This is a genomic window from Klebsiella sp. CB_Kp196, from assembly GCF_040061575.1.
GTDB lineage: Bacteria > Pseudomonadota > Gammaproteobacteria > Enterobacterales > Enterobacteriaceae > Klebsiella > Klebsiella michiganensis.
The window spans coordinates 11,687-32,541 of sequence record NZ_JBEAFH010000034.1; the positions used below are offsets into that span (position 1 = coordinate 11,687).

18 protein-coding genes and 1 pseudogene are annotated in these 20,855 nt (G+C 57.1%); 6 read left to right on the forward strand and 13 right to left on the reverse strand.

The window, feature by feature from the left end; genetic code table 11:
• Positions 1–6: 6 nt before the first annotated feature.
• A complete protein-coding gene (mdtQ, locus tag ABLU87_RS08030; RefSeq protein ID WP_064404490.1) occupies positions 7–1,446 on the reverse strand; it encodes a multidrug resistance outer membrane protein MdtQ in 1,440 nt (479 codons plus the stop codon).
• Positions 1,447–1,565: 119 nt separating this feature from the next.
• On the opposite strand from mdtQ, the gene ABLU87_RS08035 reads away from it, so the two are divergent.
• A complete protein-coding gene (locus ABLU87_RS08035) occupies positions 1,566–2,300 on the forward strand; it encodes a class I SAM-dependent methyltransferase (RefSeq protein ID WP_025106760.1) in 735 nt (244 codons plus the stop codon).
• A 63-nt stretch (positions 2,301–2,363) separates the two neighbouring features.
• Here the strand turns inward: ABLU87_RS08035 and ascB are convergent, their stop codons facing one another.
• The 9 genes and pseudogenes from ascB to ABLU87_RS08080 all read right to left on the reverse strand — a co-directional run bounded on the left by ascB (position 2,364) and on the right by ABLU87_RS08080 (position 12,883).
• A complete protein-coding gene (ascB, locus tag ABLU87_RS08040) occupies positions 2,364–3,758 on the reverse strand; it encodes a 6-phospho-beta-glucosidase (protein ID WP_014230142.1) in 1,395 nt (464 codons plus the stop codon).
• Positions 3,759–3,775: 17 nt separating this feature from the next.
• Positions 3,776–5,747: pseudogene (gene bglF, locus ABLU87_RS08045) on the reverse strand (PTS beta-glucoside transporter subunit IIABC).
• A 53-nt stretch (positions 5,748–5,800) separates the two neighbouring features.
• Complete coding sequence (gene bglG / locus ABLU87_RS08050) at positions 5,801–6,634, reverse strand: transcriptional antiterminator BglG (RefSeq protein ID WP_014230144.1); 834 nt, start codon at positions 6,632–6,634, stop codon at positions 5,801–5,803.
• A 152-nt stretch (positions 6,635–6,786) separates the two neighbouring features.
• Positions 6,787–7,725, reverse strand: a complete 939-nt coding sequence (dusC, locus tag ABLU87_RS08055; RefSeq protein WP_014230145.1) for a tRNA dihydrouridine(16) synthase DusC — start codon at positions 7,723–7,725, stop codon at positions 6,787–6,789.
• Between the two features lie 173 nt (positions 7,726–7,898).
• Positions 7,899–9,092: a 3-hydroxybenzoate 6-monooxygenase gene (locus ABLU87_RS08060; protein ID WP_046877138.1), complete on the reverse strand. Its 1,194-nt coding sequence runs from the start codon at positions 9,090–9,092 to the stop codon at positions 7,899–7,901.
• Between the two features lie 8 nt (positions 9,093–9,100).
• On the reverse strand, positions 9,101–9,745 hold the full coding sequence (gene maiA, locus ABLU87_RS08065) for a maleylacetoacetate isomerase (protein ID WP_025106757.1): 645 nt from the start codon (positions 9,743–9,745) through the stop codon (positions 9,101–9,103).
• A gap of 8 nt (positions 9,746–9,753) precedes the next feature.
• Positions 9,754–10,452 carry a fumarylacetoacetate hydrolase family protein gene (locus tag ABLU87_RS08070; protein ID WP_103815418.1) on the reverse strand — a complete coding sequence of 233 codons (699 nt, stop codon included), beginning with the start codon at positions 10,450–10,452 and terminating at the stop codon, positions 9,754–9,756.
• Positions 10,453–10,475: 23 nt separating this feature from the next.
• Positions 10,476–11,513: a gentisate 1,2-dioxygenase gene (gtdA, locus tag ABLU87_RS08075; RefSeq protein WP_025106756.1), complete on the reverse strand. Its 1,038-nt coding sequence runs from the start codon at positions 11,511–11,513 to the stop codon at positions 10,476–10,478.
• Between the two features lie 11 nt (positions 11,514–11,524).
• The gene (locus ABLU87_RS08080) at positions 11,525–12,883 is read right to left on the reverse strand and encodes an aromatic acid/H+ symport family MFS transporter (RefSeq protein ID WP_049082278.1); all 1,359 of its coding nucleotides are present in this window, start codon (positions 12,881–12,883) and stop codon (positions 11,525–11,527) included.
• Positions 12,884–13,009: 126 nt separating this feature from the next.
• On the opposite strand from ABLU87_RS08080, the gene ABLU87_RS08085 reads away from it, so the two are divergent.
• From ABLU87_RS08085 to sanA, 5 genes are all read left to right on the forward strand, one after another.
• Positions 13,010–13,927: a LysR family transcriptional regulator gene (locus tag ABLU87_RS08085; protein WP_004852655.1), complete on the forward strand. Its 918-nt coding sequence runs from the start codon at positions 13,010–13,012 to the stop codon at positions 13,925–13,927.
• Between the two features lie 121 nt (positions 13,928–14,048).
• Positions 14,049–14,447, forward strand: a complete 399-nt coding sequence (locus ABLU87_RS08090) for a CidA/LrgA family protein (protein ID WP_014230151.1) — start codon at positions 14,049–14,051, stop codon at positions 14,445–14,447.
• Positions 14,444–15,139, forward strand: coding sequence for a CidB/LrgB family autolysis modulator (locus tag ABLU87_RS08095; RefSeq protein ID WP_004122851.1), 696 nt, complete (start codon positions 14,444–14,446; stop codon positions 15,137–15,139). Before ABLU87_RS08090 ends, ABLU87_RS08095 begins: the two co-directional genes overlap by 4 nt.
• 127 nt (positions 15,140–15,266) lie before the next feature.
• The gene (gene cdd / locus ABLU87_RS08100; protein WP_103815420.1) at positions 15,267–16,151 is read left to right on the forward strand and encodes a cytidine deaminase; all 885 of its coding nucleotides are present in this window, start codon (positions 15,267–15,269) and stop codon (positions 16,149–16,151) included.
• Between the two features lie 124 nt (positions 16,152–16,275).
• Positions 16,276–16,992, forward strand: a complete 717-nt coding sequence (sanA, locus tag ABLU87_RS08105) for an outer membrane permeability protein SanA (RefSeq protein WP_004852661.1) — start codon at positions 16,276–16,278, stop codon at positions 16,990–16,992.
• Between the two features lie 191 nt (positions 16,993–17,183).
• Here the strand turns inward: sanA and mglC are convergent, their stop codons facing one another.
• The 3 genes from mglC to mglB all read right to left on the reverse strand — a co-directional run bounded on the left by mglC (position 17,184) and on the right by mglB (position 20,848).
• On the reverse strand, positions 17,184–18,194 hold the full coding sequence (gene mglC / locus ABLU87_RS08110) for a galactose/methyl galactoside ABC transporter permease MglC (RefSeq protein WP_004852662.1): 1,011 nt from the start codon (positions 18,192–18,194) through the stop codon (positions 17,184–17,186).
• A 15-nt stretch (positions 18,195–18,209) separates the two neighbouring features.
• Positions 18,210–19,730: a galactose/methyl galactoside ABC transporter ATP-binding protein MglA gene (mglA, locus tag ABLU87_RS08115; protein WP_103815422.1), complete on the reverse strand. Its 1,521-nt coding sequence runs from the start codon at positions 19,728–19,730 to the stop codon at positions 18,210–18,212.
• A 119-nt stretch (positions 19,731–19,849) separates the two neighbouring features.
• Complete coding sequence (gene mglB, locus ABLU87_RS08120) at positions 19,850–20,848, reverse strand: galactose/glucose ABC transporter substrate-binding protein MglB (protein WP_014230154.1); 999 nt, start codon at positions 20,846–20,848, stop codon at positions 19,850–19,852.
• Positions 20,849–20,855 lie beyond the last annotated feature (7 nt).

Sequence of the window (20,855 nt, forward strand, 5' to 3'; positions counted from 1 at the left end):
ACAGAACTACTTCGCCGCCTGATGATACCCGCCGCCCAGCGCGGAGGTCAGCTGGATGCTGGCATCAAGCCACTGGCCGTGCAGACGCAGCGCGGTGACGCGCTCCTGCAGCGCCGGCAGCTTCGCCAGGCTGACGCGCGAGCCGGAAATAATCCCGGCGTTCATCCGCGCCTGCGCCAGCGCGACCATCCGCTGAGCATCTTTTTCAACCTGCTGCTGCTGCTGATTTTTCGCCATCAGCGTTTCCATCTGGCTGGCAGTTTTCGCCACCTGATTAACCGCATCGACCACCGCTTTGTTGTACTTCGCTATCGACAGGCCATTTTGCGCGCTGGCGATATCCAGATTCGCGTTCAGGCGGCCGCTATCAAAGATCGGCAGGGTCAGCCCGGCGGTGACGCCCATCTGCTGGGCAGAGTGGCGGAACAGATCGCTGAGATGCAGGGCATCCTGCTGCAGGAAGGCCATCAGGTTGATATCCGGATAAAACGCGGCTTTCGCGGCATCAACTTCGCTTAATGAAGCCTCGATATACCAGTGCGCGACCTGCAGGTCCGGGCGTCGCGCCAGCAGCTCATAGCCCAGCTGGTTAGGCATTTGCGCGCTGACGGCGGGTAAATCCGCTGGATGAAGATTCAGCGCCTGGCTCTGGCTGTTGGTCAGCGCCATCAGCCGCGCTTCAATCTCCTTCATATTGCCCGCCACGTCGGCGAGCTGCTGATCGGTTTTACTGACGTTAATATCGTTCTCGGCCCCTTCGGCCGAGTTGGTGATCCCGCGTTGATACAGCGCAGTATCCACGGTAACGACATTATTCTGTTCGCGCTTCACCTGCGTCAGCACGTTTTTAATGGCCGCTTCGGTCTGCCACTGCCAGTAAAGGCGGGCGACGCTGCCGGCCAGCAGTTCGCGGGTCTGGGCTTCTTCGGCAACCTGAGCTTTGACTTCACCGATGCGCGCTTTAAGCAGCGCGCGGTTTTTACCCCACAGGTCCAGATCCCATCCGGCGGTCAGTCCGAAGGTGCCGTTGGTGTACCACGGCCCGGTATTGCCGTCGGTATCGGTGGCAAACGGCCCCATCAGCCCCTCGGAGGACATTTTCTGCCGTTCAATATCGGCGGAAAAATCCAGGTTCGGTCCCAGGCTGGATTGCGACATCCGTGCCTGCGCTTCCGCCAGCCTGATGCGCTGTTCGGCAATCTGCATGTCCGGCGCATTGGCTAAGGCACGCTGAATCAGGCTATTGAGCTGAGGGTCATGGTAATCCTGCCACCAGTTGCTCTGCGGCCAGCCGTTTTTCACGGCGGCGGGCAGTTCCGTTGCGACGTGGGATGCCGGGGTTTGCTGCTGGAGCGGCTTGCCAGTATCGTGCGATGGCGCGCAGCCCGCCAGCGCGATAACCAGTGGCAGGCCAGCCAACGCGCGTTTGCTCAAAGTCAGGTTCATGAAATCGGTCAGATGATTAAATAAGGTCGGGTATATTAAGCTACTTGCATCCTTGCCGTTTAGTAAAGCGTGTGCCGTAACTATTAGCAGACTAAAAATAAACTTCTCATGGAGTGACAATGAGTCAGAACATCTATGACGATCCCGCTTTTTTTGCCGGATACGCCACCCTCGACCGTTCAGTCAAAGGGCTGGAAGGCGCGCCCGAGTGGCCGACCCTTCAGCAAATGCTTCCGCCGTTATCCGGTTTACGCGTCGTCGATCTTGGCTGCGGCTACGGCTGGTTTTGCCGCTGGGCCCGCGACCAGGGCGCCGCGCAGGTGGACGGGCTGGATCTCTCCAGCCGAATGCTGGAGCGCGCCCGCGAAATGACGGAGGGCGAAGGTATCCGCTATCGCTGCGAAGATCTTCAGACGCTTACCCTGCCCGCCGATAGCTGCGAGCTGGTCTATAGCTCGCTGGCGCTGCACTATCTGCCCGACGTGGCGCCGCTGTTCGCCACCGTTTACCGGGCGCTGACGCCCGGCGGTACGCTGCTGTTCTCCGCCGAGCATCCCATCTATACCGCCCCGCCGCGTCAGGGCTGGCAGGAAGATGAGAACGGGCAGAAAAGTTGGCCGGTAAGCCACTACCAGCAGGAGGGCGAGCGCATCAGCAACTGGTTTGCCGACGGGGTGAAAAAGCAGCACCGCAAGCTTTCCAGCTGGATAAACCAGCTGATCGCCGCCGGTTTTATCATCGAGCATCTGGATGAGTGGGGACCGACGGCGGAGCAGATTGCCGCTCAGCCGGCGCTGGATGAAGAAAAAGAGCGGCCGATGATTTTTCTCCTGCGCGCGCGCAAGCCGGCGTAATAGGCAAAAAGACCCGGAAGTTATCCGGGCCATAAGGCTGATGTTAGCTTCGTGCTCAGGGCATTACTCTTTTAAGCTGCCGCCGTTGGTGGCGATTACCTCTTTATACCACCAGAAGCTCTTCTTGCGGCTGCGCGCCAGGGTGCCGTTGCCTTCATCGTCGCGATCGACGTAGATAAAGCCATAGCGTTTGGACATCTCCGCCTTCGACGCGCTCACCAGGTCGATAGGTCCCCAGCTGGTGTAGCCCATCAGCTCAACGCCGTCCTCTATTGCCTCACGAGCCTGCACCAGGTGGTCGTTAAGGTAGCTGATCCGGTAATCGTCGTTGATGCTGCCGTCGGCTTCCACCTTATCCTTAGCGCCCAGGCCGTTTTCCACGATAAACAGCGGCTTCTGATAGCGATCCCACAGCACGTTCAGCAGCGTGCGCAGGCCAAGGGGGTCAATCTGCCAGCCCCACTCCGAGCTTGCCAGGTGCGGGTTCGGCACCATGCTGAGAATATTGCCGCGCGACTTTTTGTTCAGCTCTTCGTCGGCGGTCACGCAGCCGGTCATATAGTAGCTGAAGGAGATAAAATCGACGGTCTCTTTCAGGGCTTCGCGATCGGCATCGGCGATCTCAAGGCTAATGCCGTTGTCGCGGAAATAGCGCAGCATATAGCCCGGGTAAGCGCCGCGGCACTGGACATCGCCAAAGAACTGCCAGCTGCGGTTCTGCTGCAGGGTTTCAAAAATATCGTCCGGTTTGCAGCTCAGCGGATACATCAGGCCGCCGAGCAGCATGTTGCCGATTTTGCCCTCAGGCACGATGTCATGGCAGGCCTTAGCCGCCAGCGCGCTCGCCACCAGCTGATGGTGAATAGCCTGGTAGACTTCAGCTTTGCTGCTGTCGGCCGGCAGACCGACGCCGGTCATCGGCGCGTGCAGGGACATATTGATTTCATTAAAGGTCAGCCACAGTTTGACCTTCGCCTGGTAGCGCGCAAACACCGTACGGGCGTAGCGTTCGAAGAAGCCAATGACTTTGCGATTGCCCCAGCCGCCGTAGTTTTTCACCAGCGCCCACGGCATCTCATAGTGGGACAGGGTCACCAGCGGAGTAATATTGTGCTTCGCCATTTCATCAAACAGCTTATCGTAAAAGGCCAGCCCGGCTTCGTTTGGCTGCGCCTCATCGCCCTCAGGGAAAATACGCGCCCAGGCAATGGATACGCGCAGGCAGTTAAAGCCCATCTCGGCAAAGAGGCTGATATCCTCCGGATAACGATGGTAAAAATCGATGGCAACATCTTTTATACCGCTATCGCCAGGCACGCGTTCTACGACATCGCCAAATACGCCGCGCGGCTGGACGTCAGAAGTGGTTAATCCCTTCCCGTCTTCCAGATAAGCGCCTTCAACCTGGTTTGCCGCGGTCGCGCCGCCCCATAAAAACGCCTGTGGGAATGTCTTCATTCATCTCTCTCCTGTGATTAACGGCTTACGGACAACAGCGGCTGACCGGCATCCACCGCGCTGGCGGATACGATGTCGAGAGCACGAAAATCGTCGCTGTTGCTGATAATAATGGGCGTCGCCAGATCGTAACCGGCGTTCAGAATCGCCTGACGGTCAAACTCCAGCAGCAGATCGCCCGCTTTGATTTTGTCGCCCTCTTTAACGTGGGCGGTGAACGGTGCGCCATCGAGCTTGACGGTGTCGATGCCCACGTGGATGAGCAGCTCGATTCCGCTATCGCTCAGCAGACCGATGGCATGTTTCGTCTGAAAAATCGAGGCGACCTCGCCCGAGAACGGCGCAATAACTTTGCCCACTGAGGGGATAATCGCTACGCCCTGGCCAAGTAAACCGCTGGCGAAGGTGCTATCGGGAACCTGATCCAACGCCAGTACGCTGCCGGTCATCGGCGCCAGGATGTCGTTTTCCGAGGCCGGAGCCACCACAACGGCCGCCTGTTCAGCGGTGCTGCGCGGCAGCCCGGCGACTAACGTGAGCGCGCAGGCGATAATTAAAGCGGCAACCGTCCCCAGCGCGCCGCCCCACACCGTGGCGTCAATGCCCTGCGGCGGGATCATCTGCGCCAGGGTGAAAATATTACCGAAACCGAAAGAATAGACGTGGCTGTCGCTAAAGCCGACAATCGCGCCGCCGATGGCGCCAGCGACGCAGCCGAAGATAAACGGACGGCGGAGCGGCAGATTCAGCCCATAAATCGCCGGCTCGGTCACGCCGAAGATCCCCGCGGATACCGCCGAGCCCGCCAGCACTTTTTGCCGCGCATCGCGGGTGCGCAGGAAAATCCCCAGCGCGGCGCCAACCTGCCCCATCACCGCCGGCAGCAGCATCGGCATCATCGAATCATGGCCAAGCACGGCAAGGTTGTTAATCATTAACGGTATCAGGCCCCAGTGCAGCCCAAAGATGACGCACACCTGCCACAGCGCCCCCATCGCCGCGCCGGCAAGCCAGGGCGCAACCTGATAGATAAGCTGATAGCCGTTGGCCAGCTGCTGGCTCAGCCAGGTCGCAACCGGGCCGATAATCAGAAACGTGAGCGGGACGACCACGGCCAGGCAAATCGCCGGGGTAAAGAAGTTCTTCATCGACGAGGGCAGTATCGCGTTGCTGCGCCGCTCAATCCAGCAGCTCACCCATGAGGCGAGGATAATCGGGATGACCGATGAACTGTAATTGATAAAGGTCACCGGAATCCCAAGGAAATACTCCGTCGCGGCGTCAGGCACCATACTGGCTTCAAAAGATTGAATCATCAGCGGGTGGGTTAACGCGCCGCCGATCACCATGGTAATAAAGGCGTTGCCGCCAAATTTCTTACCGGCGGTATAGCCGAGAAACAGCGGGAAAAAGAAGAACAGCGCATCGCTGGCGGCAAACCAGATTTTGTAGGTTGCCTGCTGCGTCGTTAACCAGCCGCAAACCACCGCCAGCGCCAGCAGCCCTTTGAGGATCCCCGAGGCCGCCAGGACACCGATAAACGGGGTGAAAATACCGGAAACCACGTCGATAAGCTGGCCGATAATCGACACTTTTTCGCCTTTCACCGCCACCGGCTCGCTGTCATCCGTCAGTCCGGCTTCGCTGCGCACCGCCAGCCAGACATCGTGCACGTGGTTACCGATGACCACCTGAAACTGGCCGCCGCTTTCCACCACCATGATGACGCCAGGATTCGCCTTCAGTCCTTCGGCATCCGCCTTCTTGCTATCTTTGAGCTTAAAACGCAGCCGCGTTGCGCAGTGAACCAGACTCACAATATTCTCTTTGCCACCAACCCGGCTGAGAATATCCTGCGCGAGTGCTTTATATTCCATGCTGTTTTTCCTTACTTCCGCTGCCCGCAGGCATCGTTAACTGAGTATTAAAAATAAAAAAACCCGAGAACAACGCCGTGTAGGCGTTGCGCTCAGGTTTTGCCTGCGTAATGCAGTAACAATCCAGTTGTAGCGCGGGAGCTATGCGCCAGGCCCGATCGGCGCTTAGCGTCCCTCTTTTCTCACCCGCTCAATATGAATGGCGAGAAACATAATTTCTTCCGTCGTCAGCGGCCGCTGGTAGCTCTTTTGCAGGTGCCGCGCGACGGTTTCCGCACACTTCCACGCTTTAGGGTAGTTATCCTTTACCGCGCTGTGCAGCGTCACATCATCATCTTCGACCACCGTTCGCGTCAGCATACGCTGGGCGAAAAACTTGAGATGGGTGACAAAGCGCTGGTAGCTCAGCGACTCTTCGTCGTAGTTCAGCGTCAGCTGATACTTCACCAGCTGCAGGATCTCCTGCATGACCCGGGTGACGTGCATCACTTCCGGCATTTCGCTGTTGAGCTGCGCCGTGACCAGATGCAGGGCGATAAAACCCGCTTCATCTTCGGCCAGTTCAACCCCGAGCCGTTTGGCGATAATCGCCCGCGCTTCCTGCCCTAACTCAAATTCCTTCGGATACAGCCGCTTTATTTCCCACAGCAGCACATTACGAATAGCGATGCCCTTCTTCTGCCGCTCAATCGCAAAGTGGCAGTGGTCGGTCAGGGTAATGTACAAACTATCCTGTAACTTACCGAGACGACCGCGCGCCAGATCGATGATCCGATCGCAGGTCGTCATCACTTCTAATGGTATCTGACTGAGTAATTCACCTAAACGGCCAACCAGTTCATCGCTCTGCAGCGCGAAGACCTTTTCAATTTTACTTTCATCAAGAGAGTCACCAACGCGTTTCTGAAAGGCAAGTCCTCGGCCCATGACCACCTGTTCGCGCTGCTGCTCATCAACAACCACCACTACATTATTATTAAGTACTTTGGCGATTTGCATATGAACCCCAAAAACAAAAAAACCTGACCCCGACGGATGCCAGGAAATCAGGTTTTGCCTGCCGGAGCAGTAACAATCGGTAGTGAGTATTTCACTGTCCGCCGGGTAATCTCAATGGGACAAGCTAAAAAATGTGATGCCGGTCAGATAGTTTAGCTACGCCAGTCGTTAATCGTGCGCGCTATGCTGGTTGAATCCTGTAGGGTGCGTACCGCGCTGAACAGGTCAGCCGCTTCCAGATACTCTTTACGCAAATAGCTCAGCCACTGTTTTATCCGCGCGACGTGATAAAGGCCGGTGTCGCCCTGCTTTTCCAGACGGGTGTATTTTTGCAGCAGTTCGACCACCTGCGGCCAGGGCATACGCGGTTCGTTATATTTTATCACCCGACTCAGGTTTGGAACGTTCAGCGCGCCGCGGCCAATCATCACCGCATCGCAGCCGGTCGCGGCCAGGCAATCCTGGGCGCTTTGCCAGTCCCAGATTTCACCGTTGGCCACCACCGGGATAGTCAGGCGCTGACGGATTTCGCCGATAGCCTGCCAGTCAATGCGTTCCGCTTTATAGCCATCCTCTTTGGTGCGGCCGTGAACCACCAGCTCGCTGGCGCCCGCCTGCTGGACCGCATCGGCAATTTCAAACCGCCGCTCGCCGCTGTCCCAGCCAAGCCGAACTTTTACCGTGACCGGCAGATGGCCGGGAACCGCCTCGCGCATCGCTTTGGCGCCGCGATAGATAAGCTCGGGATCTTTGAGCAGAGTCGCCCCGCCGCCGCTGCCGTTCACCAGTTTTGACGGGCAGCCGCAGTTAAGGTCAACGCCCCAGGAACCGAGTTCGACCGCGCGAGCGGCGTTTTCCGCCAGCCACTGCGGATACTGCCCGAGCAGCTGTACGCGCACGCGGGTGCCGGACGGCGTCAGGCTGTTGTTATGCAGTTCCGGACACAGTCTGTAGAACGATTTTACCGGCAGGAGCTGATCCACCACGCGCAAGAATTCGGTGATGCAGAGATCGTAATCATTTACTTCGGTCAGCAGCTCGCGCACCAGCGAATCGAGCACGCCTTCCATCGGCGCCAGTAATACACGCATATTGTTTTTTCATTGCCCGGAAAAAAGAGGCGCTATGTTAGCGCCTCTGGATGCGGGTTGAAAGGGGCCAAGATCGGTTTTCCCGGCGGCGGCGCTGCTGCTTCCCGGCTTGCGCTGCGCTTAGCCGGGCTACAAGGTCACCTCTGTCTGCGCCCCGGGAAATGCACAACCGCTTAACGTGGTTCCAGGCAGTTATCCTCTTTCCAGCCGTACAGCCACTCGATGCCGCGATAAAACTCGCTCTGGGTCTTGCCTTTCCACAGCAGGTTGCGTACCTGGCGCTCAACGCCGGCGGCGTGATAGACCCGCCCCATTTCACGCGTCGACCAGACGATCCGCGCGGTACGCGGAATACGTACCGACTCATACAGCGCAAAAGCGCGGGCGGCGTCGCCGTCGCACTGCGCCAGGGCTTTACCCAGCGTCACCGCGTCTTCCAGCGCCATACAGGCCCCCTGGGCCATATACTGCGCCACCGGGTGAGCGGCATCGCCAACCAGCGTGATGCGGTCGTTGCCCCATTTCTCTACCGGCTCGCGGTCGGCGGTGGACCAGCGCCGCCAGGAGGTCGGCTTATCCAGCATCTGCCGGGGACGCGGGTGAATGCCTTTAAAGTAGGAGAGCACCTCTTCTTTACTGCCGTCGCGCACGCCCCACTCTTCTTTCTCCCGGCTGTGGAAGGTCACCACCAGATTGTACTGCTTGCCGCCGCGCAGCGGATAATGCACCAGGTGGCAGTGCGGACCCGCCCACAGCACCGGCGCGTTAATGCGCAAATCTTCCGGCATATCGGCGGCGTCGACCACCGCGCGATAGACTACATGGCCGGTCACCCGCGGCGAATCCCCCAGCAGGCTCTGGCGTACCACCGACTTACCGCCGTCGCAGCCGATCAGAATATCCGCCGTCCAGCTGTTGCCTTTGTCATCGAAAACCGTCACGTCATCGGTGGTCTGGCGGATATCCACCACCTGGGTCGAGGTGCGATACTCCACGGCCGGATGGGTCAGCGCCGCTTCCCAGACGGTGGCGTGGATGTCTACCCGGTGGATCACCGCATACGGCCCGCCAAAATGGTCGCGGAACGCCTGTCCGGTTTCAATATGCACCACCTCTTCGCCGTTTACCGCATCCATCATGGTGATATGGTCGGTAAATACCGCCCGCTGGCGGGCGACTTCGCCGACGCCGAGGCTGTCCAGCGCCGAGAACGCATTTGGGCCAAGCTGGATCCCCGCGCCGATTTCGCCGATTTCATGCGCCTTTTCCAGCAGCATCACTTTGATGCCCTGGCGCGCCAGAGAGAGCGCCGTGGCCGCTCCGCCAATACCACCGCCGACAATAATTGCTCGCATCACTTTTGCCATGTTGCCTCCTAAGCCGGGATCTTATCTTGTTGGTTTTCCGGCGCGGCGGCGATAAACGCCGGTAGCCGGGTGCAGGCGTCATAGACCGCCTGGCAGCGCGGATAGTGGCTGAGATCGCAGCCCATTCTCAGCGCGTTGGCCCACTGCGGTACCAGACAGCAGTCTGCCAGGGTGGGCGCATCGCCCACACAAAAAGCGCCGGATTTCGCGTGGCGCAATAGCTGCTCGACGGCGCTGAATCCCTGCTGGATCCAGTGTGCATACCAGCGCTTTTTCTCCTCTTCGCTTACCTTCAGTTCGTCGCTGAGGTAGCGTAAAACGCGCATGTTGTTTATTGGATGAATATCGCAGGCGATGGCGTAAACAATCTCCAGGACCCGCATCCGCGCGCTGTCCTCCTGGGGCAGCAGCAGCGGCTGCGGATAGTGCCGATCCAGCCAGTCGGCAATCGCCAGCGACTGGCCGAGAGATTCACCATCATCAGTAATCAACGTTGGCACCAGGCCAACCGGATTCAGCCGCCGGTATTCCAGCGCGTTCTGCTGACCAATGCGGATATTGACGCCCACGCTCTGGTAGTCGATGCCTTTCAGCGCCAGCGCGATGCGCACGCGGTAGGAGGCTGAGCTATTGAAAAAACTGTACAGCTTCATCATTCACCTCACACCACGCGCACGGCGATTGGCGTCAGTCCATCTACGTTGCCGGTGATGACATCGCCTTTCACCACCGCGCCGACGCCTTCCGGCGTGCCGGTGAAAATCAGATCGCCGGGCTGCAGCTCAAAGAAGCCGGAAAGATAGCTGATGGTCTCATTGACCGACCAGATCAGGTGGCGAATATCGCTGCGCTGATGATCTTCCCCGTTTACCTGCAGCCAAATTCCGGACTGGTTCACGTCCGCCGTATCCGCTTTATGCAGCGGCGCAATCGGCGCGGAAAGGTCAAAAGCTTTGCCAATCTCCCACGGACGGCCCATCTGGCGCATCTCCATCTGGCGATCGCGGCGGGTCATATCCAGCCCCGTGGCATAGCCCCAGATATACTCATGGGCCTGCTCCAGCGGGATATCGCTTCCCCGCTTGCCAATCGCCACCACCAGTTCAATTTCGTAGTGATAGTTGTCGGTTTGCGTCGGATACGGTAACTCCAGCGTCTCTCCCGCAGCGACGGGCACCACCGCATCGGCTGGCTTACAGAAGAAAAACGGCGGTTCGCGATCCGGGTCAAAGCCCATTTCACGCGCGTGAGCGGCGTAGTTGCGGCCCACGCAGTAAACGCGGCGCACCGGGAACTGCTCATCGCTGCCGACAACCGGAACGCTAATCGGGGCCTGGGGTGCAAAAACGTATTGAGTCATGATGGATTCCTTATTCTTCATTTTTAATAACGCGCTTCGCGGAACAGGCCGAGCGCTTCCTGCACGGGACGGTCCGAAAAGCTGAATAACACGGTATCTTCGGCAGAGTTAAAAGAGACGGCGTGCCAGGTCGGCACCACGAAGATATCTTTTGCCTGGAAGGCGAAGGTCTGTTCGCCAATGGTGACCTGGCCGCTACCTTCCACCACGTGATAGATAGTGCTGTCGGTGGTTTTCGCCGCGCGTGAGGTAAACCCTTTCGGTAACAGCTGCAGGAAGGCGCCCATCGACGGCATCGGATAGCCGCCGGTAACCGGGTTAACGTAGCGCATTTTATAGCCGTCCCACTCGTCGGCATCGCCCATACGCGTCAGGTCGTGCAGCGCTTCGCGGCTGCGGTCGTAGCGATAGTTAAAGATGGGCGAAGAGTTACCGACCTGATGGCGCAGCGGCAGCATATTGGCGGCGTAGCGCGGCAGGTAGTCTCCCTCTTTGCGGGTCACCGGCTGCTGATCTTCCGGGTAATCCTCAGCAAAAGCGCAGCCCAGATAGTTCACCAGCGGCAGGTCGAGACCGTCGAGCCAGACCACCGGCTCATTGCCGGGGTTGCCGTGATCGTGCCAGCGCCACTGCGGCGTCAGAATAAAGTCACCGGCGCGCATGGCGGTGCGTTCGCCATCGACGGCGGTAAATGCCCCTTCACCTTCAACCACAAAGCGCAGCGCCGACTGGTTATGACGGTGGCTCGGCGCCACTTCGCCGGGCATAATCAGCTGTAATCCGGCGTACAGCGAGGAGGTAATCGATGACTGTCCGCGCAGCGCCGGGTTCTCCAGCACCAGCACGCGGCGTATCGCCTCTTTCGCGCCAATCAGCTCGCCGCTTTTCATCAGCAGCGGGCGAATCTCCTGATAATTCCAGTAGGCCGGGGCGCAGGTGGCATTCGGCGTTTTCGGCACCAGGTGGTGCAGGGATTCCCAAAGCGGCGTCAGGTTTTGTCCGGAAATATGCTGATAGTACTGCTGACGGTCTTTATTGATTTCCATTGAAGATTGAGTCATGAGCGTTCTCCTTATTTATTCACGATGCCAGCAGAAGGCAACGCGGCAGGTACAGATGTTGGGTTGCGGACGGCAAGCGTCAGCAGGACAAGCATCACGGCGCTAACGACGGCCGGTACTGCGATAACAAAAAACAGGGTGTCAAAAGAGAAATTCATCGCCATCATCACGCCGCCGGAGAGCGAGCCGACGATGGCGCCGCAGCGGCCGACCGCGTTTGACCAGCTCACCCCGGTCGCGCGGCTTTGGGTGGGATACAGCGTAGCGGTTAGCGCATTCAGCCCCACCTGCGAGCCGCTGATGCCAATCCCGGTGCCGAAAATCGCCAGCGCCATCAGCCACAGGCCGTTCTCGCTCAGGCCAATCATGACGATACAGACCGCCCCCAGGCCGTAGCTCAGCGCCAGCACCCGATAGGGATTGAAGCGATCCATCAGCACGCCGAGCAGCAGCGCGCCAAAGGTGCCGCCAATCTGGAAGGCGGCGGTGACCCACGAAGCGTGCTGTAAATCAATCCCCCGATGGTTAAGCAGCGTCGGCATCCAGCTGGAGAGCAGATAGATAATCAACAGGCTCATAAAGAACACCACCCATAGCATTAAGGTGATGGCCAGCTGGCGACCGGCGAACAGCTGGCTGATGCTGCCCTTCGCCCCTGCGGCAGGCTCATCAAGCCAGAAATGGGTATCGGTATAGCGTTCGCCGGTTATGGCACTAACGTTTTTGGCAATCACCGCCTGCGGGAGCTGGCGACGGATCTGCCAGCGCGGAGATTCAGGAAGCAGCGGTATCAGCGCCACCGCCAGCAGCAGCGGCAAAACGCCGCCCAGCACCAGAATACCGTGCCAGCCAATCAGCGGGACCAGCTGCGCGCTGACCACGCCGCCGAAGGCCGAGCCGAGGGTGAATCCACAAAACATCAGGGTCACCAGCGCCCCGCGCCGCCGGGCGGGCAGATATTCCGAGGTCATGGTAATGGTATTAGGCATCGCGCCGCCGAGGCCGAGGCCGGTCAGAAAACGCAGGAACACCAGCATCTGTAGATCGGGGGCAAACGCGGAAAGCAGGCTGAACAGGCCGAACAGCGCGACGCAGAACTCAATCACCCGTTTGCGGCCAAAGCGGTCGGAGAGCGGACCGCAGAGCAGCGCCCCGGCGGTCAGGCCCAGCAAGCCTGCGCCAAATAGCGGCGCGAGGTCACCGGCGGTTAATTGCCAGTGGCTGCGGATATCCGGCGCAATAAAACCAATCGCGGCGGTATCGAAGCCATCAAGCATCACCACCAGAAAACAGCAGATAATCACGCGCCACTGCCGGGCGCCGACCGGCGCAGCGTTGAGTAGTTTTTGTAGTTCAAGTCGTTGAGTCATGATCATGCCTCAGAGCAGGTAGGGGTAGATGTTGTATTTATTTCTTTTATGTTGCGAGTTTGTAACTCTGGCAATGAAATGTACAATGGTATTTCGGGCATAGACATAACCTGGAGGTTATCGCTGATGGCAGACTGGACGCAGAAACTGAAGCTGCACCATTTACAGATGCTGGTGGCGCTGGGGGAGCAAGGCAATCTCACGCAGGTGGCGAAAATGATGAACATTACTCAGCCCGCGCTCTCCAAATGGCTCAGCCAGTTTGAAGACGAAGTCGGCATGGTTTTGTTCGAACGCCACAGCAAAGGTCTGCGCCCGACCGAAGGCGGAAAGCTGCTGCTTCAGCACGCCCAGCGACTGATTAACGATATGTCGCGTTCGCAGTATGAAATCGAGCGTTTTAAACAGGGAGGACAGGTGGGCAGCCTGATGATCGGCTGTTCGCCGGTGGCGACCGACTGCGTCTCACAGGCGATCCTCGAACTGCTGAAAGAGATGCCGACCCTGCACCTGAATATCGAAGAGAAAGTGATGACGCCGCTGCTTAACGACCTGCTCGCCGGGGTGGTGGATGTCGTCGTCGGGCGCGTCGGCGGGCGGGCGCTGGAGCTGCCGCTGAGCTACCGGGTGCTCTACACCGAACCGGTCTGCTTTGTCGCCCGCCCCGATCACCCGCTGGCCCAGAAATCGCGATTAAGCTGGGCCGACCTCTCTCCGTGGCGCTGGATCGTCTGGCCCACCGGCACGCCAATTCGCCTGAGCATCGACAACGCGCTGGTGGATAACGGCGTGATGCTGCCGGAAAACACCATTGAGTCCGCCTCGATGAACGTCACCAGCAATCTGCTGCAGAGCAGCGATATGGTCTCGATTCTCTCACTGCGCCTGGCGCAGCGCTACGCGGCCCAGCACCAGCTGGCGATTCTTAATTTGCCGCGCATTGAACAAAAAGGTAGCGTTGGGGTGTTCTGGCGAAAAAGTGAAGCGCCGTCGCTGGCGCTGAGCCGATTTCTCCATTGCTTGTCCCTGCAATCTTCACTCTGACCGCCGCCCGGTCCGGTGTTCACGGTCTCTATCGCAGGTATGCGCAGAATTCATGATGTGATCGGTAGCACATTTTTGGCTTTAATTGTATGATGAATGCGGTTCATCAAGGGTTATTACCATGAGTAAATCACTGATTATTATCTGGCAGTATCTGCGCGCTTTCGTGCTCATCTACGCCTGCCTGTATGCGGGCATTTTTCTCTCTTCGCTCCTGCCGATCGCGATTCCCGGCAGCATTATTGGCATGTTGATTCTGTTTTTTCTGCTGGCGCTGCAAATCTTGCCTGCACAGTGGGTCAACCCCGGCTGCAACATCCTGATTCGCTATATGGCGCTGCTGTTTGTACCTATTGGCGTCGGCGTCATGCAGTACTGGGATTTACTGCGCGCGCAGTTTGGCCCGGTGGTGGTCTCCTGCGCGATAAGCACGCTGGTGGTCTTTTTAGTGGTCAGCTGGAGTTCACACCTGGTTCACGGTGAGCGCAAAGTGGTTGGGCAAAAAGGAAGTGAAAAATGATCCATGAAATCTGGTGGTCGCTGCCGTTAACCCTGGCCGTCTTTTTCCTTGCCCGCAGGCTGGCGGCGCGGTTTAAATTTCCGCTTCTCAACCCGCTGCTGGTCGCGATGGTGGTGCTGATACCTTTTCTGCTGATTACCGGCATCTCCTACGAGCGCTATTTCCTCGGCAGCAAAATTCTTAACGACCTGCTGCAGCCGGCGGTGGTGGCGTTGGCCTTTCCTTTGTATGAGCAGCTGCACCAAATCCGCGCCCGCTGGAAGTCAATCATCACCATCTGCTTTATCGGCAGCGTGGTGGCGATGGTCACCGGCACTACCGTTGCCCTGATGATGGGCGCAACCCCGCAGATTGCCGCCTCTATTTTGCCGAAATCGGTAACGACGCCGATCGCCATGGCGGTGAGCAGCAGCATTGGCGGGATCCCGGCGATCAGCGCGGTCTGCGTTATTTTCGTCGGCATTCTCGGCGCGGTCTTTGGCCACACCCTGCTGAATGTGATGCGCATCCGCACCAAGGCCTCGCGCGGGCTGTCGATGGGTACCGCATCCCACGCCCTGGGGACCGCCCGCTGCGCTGAGCTCGACTATCAGGAAGGGGCGTTCAGCTCGCTGGCGCTGGTGCTTTGCGGGATTATTACCTCGCTGGTCGCGCCGTTTTTGTTTCCGCTCATTTTAGCGGTGGTGGGTTAAATGTGATTTGAATCACATTTTTAAATGCAACACAGATTAGTTGCAATGACAATGAGATGTTTATCACATATACAGGTTGTAACCACCCGTACACTAGATTTCCATTACATTGTTATGAGGCAACGCCATGCACCCACGTTTTCAAGCTGTTCTTCCCCAACTGGCGGCGGACCTGCAAGCGGCCATCGCCCCGATGCTGGCCGACCCGCATTTCCCGGCCCTGCTGAATGCAGACCAGGTGGCAGCGCTGCAAAGCGCGACGGGGCTGGATGAAGACGCGCTGGCCTTTGCTTTGCTGCCGCTGGCGGCGGCCTGCGCGCGGGCCGATCTGTCGCATTTTAACGTCGGCGCGATTGCCCGCGGCATCAGCGGTACCTGGTACTTCGGCGGCAATATGGAATTTCTCGGCGCCACCATGCAGCAGACCGTGCACGCCGAACAAAGCGCCATCAGCCACGCCTGGCTGCGCGGCGAAAAATCCCTGCGGGCGATTACCGTGAACTACACCCCCTGCGGCCACTGTCGTCAGTTTATGAACGAACTGAACAGCGGCCTGTCGCTGCGCATCCACCTTCCCGGGCGCGAAGCGCATTCGCTGCAGCACTATTTGCCGGACGCTTTCGGCCCGAAAGATCTGGACATAAAAACCCTGCTGATGGATGAGCAGGACCACGGCTTCCCGCTCAGCGGCGACACGCTGGCTCAGGCGGCGATTCAGGCGGCCAACCGTTGCCATATGCCTTACAGCAACTCACCATCCGGCGTTGCGCTGGAGCTGAAAGACGGTACTCTTTTCACCGGTAGCTATGCCGAAAACGCCGCCTTTAACCCGACGCTGCCCCCGCTGCAGGGTGCGCTGAATCTGCTGAGCCTCAACGGATACGATTACCCGGATATCCAGCGCGCGATCCTGGCCGAGAAGGCCGATGCGGCGCTTATCCAGTGGGACGCCACCGCGGCGACGCTGAAGGCGCTGGGCTGCTATAATATCGATCGCGTACTGTTAGGTTAGTCACATTCTGCGGGCCAAACGGCCCGCGCTGTTGAAAATCCCCGCAATTAAACGACGGTTTCTTGCGCTTGCCCGACGGGTAAAGTAGCCTGAAGCTTCCTTCGTCCACTATTGAGCCAGGTCCATGTTAAAGCGTGTGTTATACAGCCTGTTAGTCCTGTTCGGCTTGCTGCTGTTAACCGTGTTGGGACTCGACCGCTGGATGAGCTGGAAAACCTCTCCCTATATTTACGATGAGCTACAGGACCTGCCCTACCGCCAGGTCGGCGTCGTGCTCGGTACCGCCAAGTACTACCGTACCGGGGTTATCAACCAATATTATCGTTACCGGATTCAGGGCGCGCTGAACGCCTACAACAGCGGCAAGGTGAACTATCTGCTGCTCAGCGGCGATAACGCGCTGCAAAGCTATAACGAGCCGATGACCATGCGCCGCGATTTAATTAAAGCCGGCGTCGATCCGGCGGATATTGTGCTGGACTATGCGGGTTTCCGTACGCTCGATTCGATTGTCCGCACCCGTAAGGTCTTCGATACTAACGACTTTATTATTATTACCCAACGCTTCCACTGCGAGCGCGCGCTGTTTATTGCCCTGCATATGGGGATTCAGGCGCAGTGCTACGCGGTGCCGTCGCCGAAGGATATGTGGAGCGTTCGCCTGCGCGAGTTCGGCGCCCGCTTCGGCGCGCTGGCGGATCTCTATATTTTTAAACGCGAACCGCGCTTTTTAGGCCCGCTGATCCCGATTCCCGCGCTGCAGGAAGTGCCCGACGGCGCACAGTCCTATCCGGCGGTCACGCCGCAGCAGCTGCTGGAGCTGCAGAAAAAAGAGAAGTAAAGCCTCCATAAAGTGAGCGTGATAACTGGCGTCTTATCGAGCGGGAATACTTTTCTGATTACGCGAGTGAGTATCGGGATACTGAGGATAGATACCCTGAATAATTCGAGTGGCAGGAAGGCGGCAAATTATCATCCAGAAAATGCAAAAGGCAGACGCCTGAACTGACGCCTGCCTTCATTCACTAATCGTTACTTCTTCCGCGCATACTTAAGCGAATCCAGCGCCACGGCGAAGATGATAATCGCCCCTTTAATGATGTACTGCCAGTACGGGTTCACGCCGATATAGGTCAGACCGTAGTTGATGACGGTGAAGATTATCACCCCGGTCACCACGCCAAATACGGTACCGACGCCGCCGCTGAACGATACGCCGCCGACCACGCAGGCGGCAATCGCATCCAGTTCATACATAAAGCCAAGGTTGTTGGTCGCCGAACCGATACGTCCGGCTTCCAGCAGCCCGCCGAACGCGTAGAACACGCCGGAGAGCGCATAAATCATCAGCAGGTTCAGGGCGACGTTGACGCCGGAGACTTTCGCCGCTTCCGGGTTACCGCCGATAGCAAAAATGTTTTTACCAAAGCGGGTCTTGTTCCACAGGATCCATACGAAGAACACGGCAATCAGCGCATAGAAGGTGATATACGACAGGCGGAATGAGCCCAGCGCGATAAACCCCTGGGCAAACTGCGAGAAGTGGCTATCGAAGCCGGAAATCGGCGACGCGCCAACAAAGTCGTAATACAGGGAGTTGATACCGTAAACGATGATCATCGTGCCGAGGGTGGTGATAAACGGCGTCACGTTCAGGTAAGCGATGATAATACCGTTGATAAGACCAATGACCGCGCCGATCGCACACACCAGCAGGATAACCAGCGGGATCGGCATCGTGGCCATCTCCGGGAACACCTTATTGGCATTGTCCACCGCCTGCAGCATCGTGGCGGCGATAACCGCCGCCAGGCCGACCTGGCGTCCGGCTGAAAGGTCGGTTCCCTGGGTGACAATAAGTCCGGCCACGCCGAGAGCGATAATAATACGCACCGAAGACTGGGTCAGAATATTACTTAAGTTCAGCAAACTTAAGAAAGTCGGATCCTGGAAAATAATAATGGCCAGCAATACTAAAAGAACCACGTAAATCCCACCTTCTTTCAAATAGGTGAGAAAACTCTTTTTATTTAACGCACTCATGAGGAGCCCCTGATCTTAAAGGTGCAACGACGCAAGACGGAGAATTTCGTTTTGCGTGGTGGTTTTAGTCTCAACAATTCCGGCAACAAGACCATTGCTCATTACCAGAATACGGTCAGTAATACCCAGCAGCTCCGGCATCTCGGAGGAAATAATAATGATTCCTTTGTCTTTTTTTGCCAGCTCGGCGATCAGCTGGTAAATTTCGAACTTCGCCCCAACGTCAATGCCGCGCGTGGGTTCATCGAGCATCAGAATTTCCGGCTGGGTCAATAACCAGCGACCGATAATCACTTTTTGTTGGTTACCACCGGACAACGAACCAATTTGCGTATGCTGCCCCGGGGTTTTCACGCGCATCGAATCAATCACCCATTGGGTATCGCTTTTCATGCGTGAATTATCCAGCAATCCGACCTTATTCTTGTATTTCTTAATATTGGAGATCAGCGAGTTAAAACCGATATCCAGGTAGGCATAAATTCCCGTCGAACGGCGCTCTTCGGTCACCAGCGCAAAGCCATGGTTGATGGCTTCATTGGCATTATGGTTATTAATCTTCTTACCGTGCAGCTTGATCGTCCCGCCGGCCTTCTCGCGAATACCAAATAACGTCTCGACGATATCGGTACGTTTCGCGCCAACCAGTCCGGCAATCCCCAGGATTTCGCCTTTGTGCAGATCGAAAGAGACATCGCGAATCGATGGCTGGCGCAGTGAGGTTAAATTGCGCACCTCAAGAATTACCTCACCCGGCTTATTCTCCTTGTTCGGGAAGCGCTGATTGAGGGAGCGGCCCACCATCATCGCGATGATCTTATCCATATCCAGCCCGTCCAGCGGCTGGGTGGCAATCCACTGACCGTCGCGCAGGATGGTAATTTCATCGCACAGCTGGAAGATCTCTTCCATTTTGTGGGAAATATAGACTATGCCGCAGCCGCGCTCTTTCAGCTTGCGGATAATTTTAAACAGATGGTTGACCTCTTTTTCGGTTAACGAAGAAGTCGGCTCATCCATAATCACAATTTTGGCGTTATAGGAAAATGCCTTCGCAATTTCAATCATCTGCATTTGCGATACCGATAGCGTTCCGACGCGAGCGCGCGGGTCGATATCAATATCCAGCTCATCGAAAATCGCTTTGGTATCACGATACATTTTGTCCTGATCGACAAACACGCCTTTGGTGGGATAACGCCCCAGCCACATGTTGTCCATTACCGAACGTTGCAATACCAGGTTTAATTCCTGATGAACCATTGAAATACCGTTTTCCAGGGCTTCTTTTGCCGAATGGAAATCGATCTCTTGTCCCTGAAAAAGAATACTGCCGGAATCTTTTTGATAGATTCCAAATAGGCATTTTAATAATGTAGATTTGCCCGCGCCGTTCTCCCCCATTAACGCGTGAATAGAGTGGGGACGAACCTTGAGGTTCACATTATCGAGAGCCTTGACGCCAGGAAACGATTTGTTGATGTTGCTCATTTCCAACAAATATTCGCCTGACCGTTCGCTATTATTGCTGACCATAGTTATACCTGGCTGCGTGCGTGCATACCCCAGCCGACGCATTAACGACGAGCCGGGACGGGTTCTGTATCAGGAATAATCGGGCGTACAAGCGCGTACGCCCGCAGCTTATTAAGCGATTACTTACCGATAAATTCGCTCAGATTATCTTTATCAACGCCAACGTACGGTACGCGGACAATCTTATTATCAATTTTCCATTGAGTACCGGCAGCCGGTTCTTTACCATCGGCCAGGTTTTTCGCCAGATCGAAGGTGGCTTTCGCCTGATTGTTGGCATCGTTCAGTACGGTACCCGCCATGGCGCCGGATTTCACCAGCGCCAGCGCTTCAGGCAGCGCATCGACGCCGAATACCGGAATGCTGCTCTTATTGTGCGCTTTCAGCGCTTCTACAGCGCCCATGGCCATCGCATCGTTGTTAGCGATGACGACTTCAATTTTGTTGGCATTCGGGCCAGACAGCCAGGCATCCATCTTATCTTTCGCCTGTGCGGTGTCCCACATGGCGGTGTCTAACGCCAGCTGCTGGGTTTTGAAGCCCTTGTCGTTCAGCTCTTTAATCACGTAGGTGGTACGCGCTTCCGCATCCGGATGGCCCGGCTCGCCCTTCAGCAGGACAAACTGAATCTGGCCGTCTTTATTCAGATCCCAGTTCGGGTTCGCTTTCCAGTGCTTGGCAATCAGGTCACCCTGAATCACGCCGGACTCTTTTGAGTCGGTACCGACGTAGTACGCTTTATCGTAGCTATCCAGCGCCTTGCGGGAAGGTTCTTTGTTAAAGAACACCACCGGCACGTTCTGGCCACGCGCTTTATCGATGACCGTCCCCGCCGCCGCCGGGTCAACCAGGTTAATCGCCAGCGCCTTCACCCCTTTTGCCAGCAGGACGTCAATCTGATCGTTCTGCTTGGACTGGTCGTTTTGCGAGTCATTCATCAGCAGCTGAACATCCGGCGCTGATTTGCCATCTTTTTCAATTGCCTTACGCACCACCGACATAAAGTTGTCGTCGTATTTATAAATCGTCACGCCGATACGGGTATCTGCTGCGTGAGCCGCGGCGCCAAATAACATGCTAGCCATTACAGCAGACAGGGTTAACACCTTCTTATTCATGGAATCT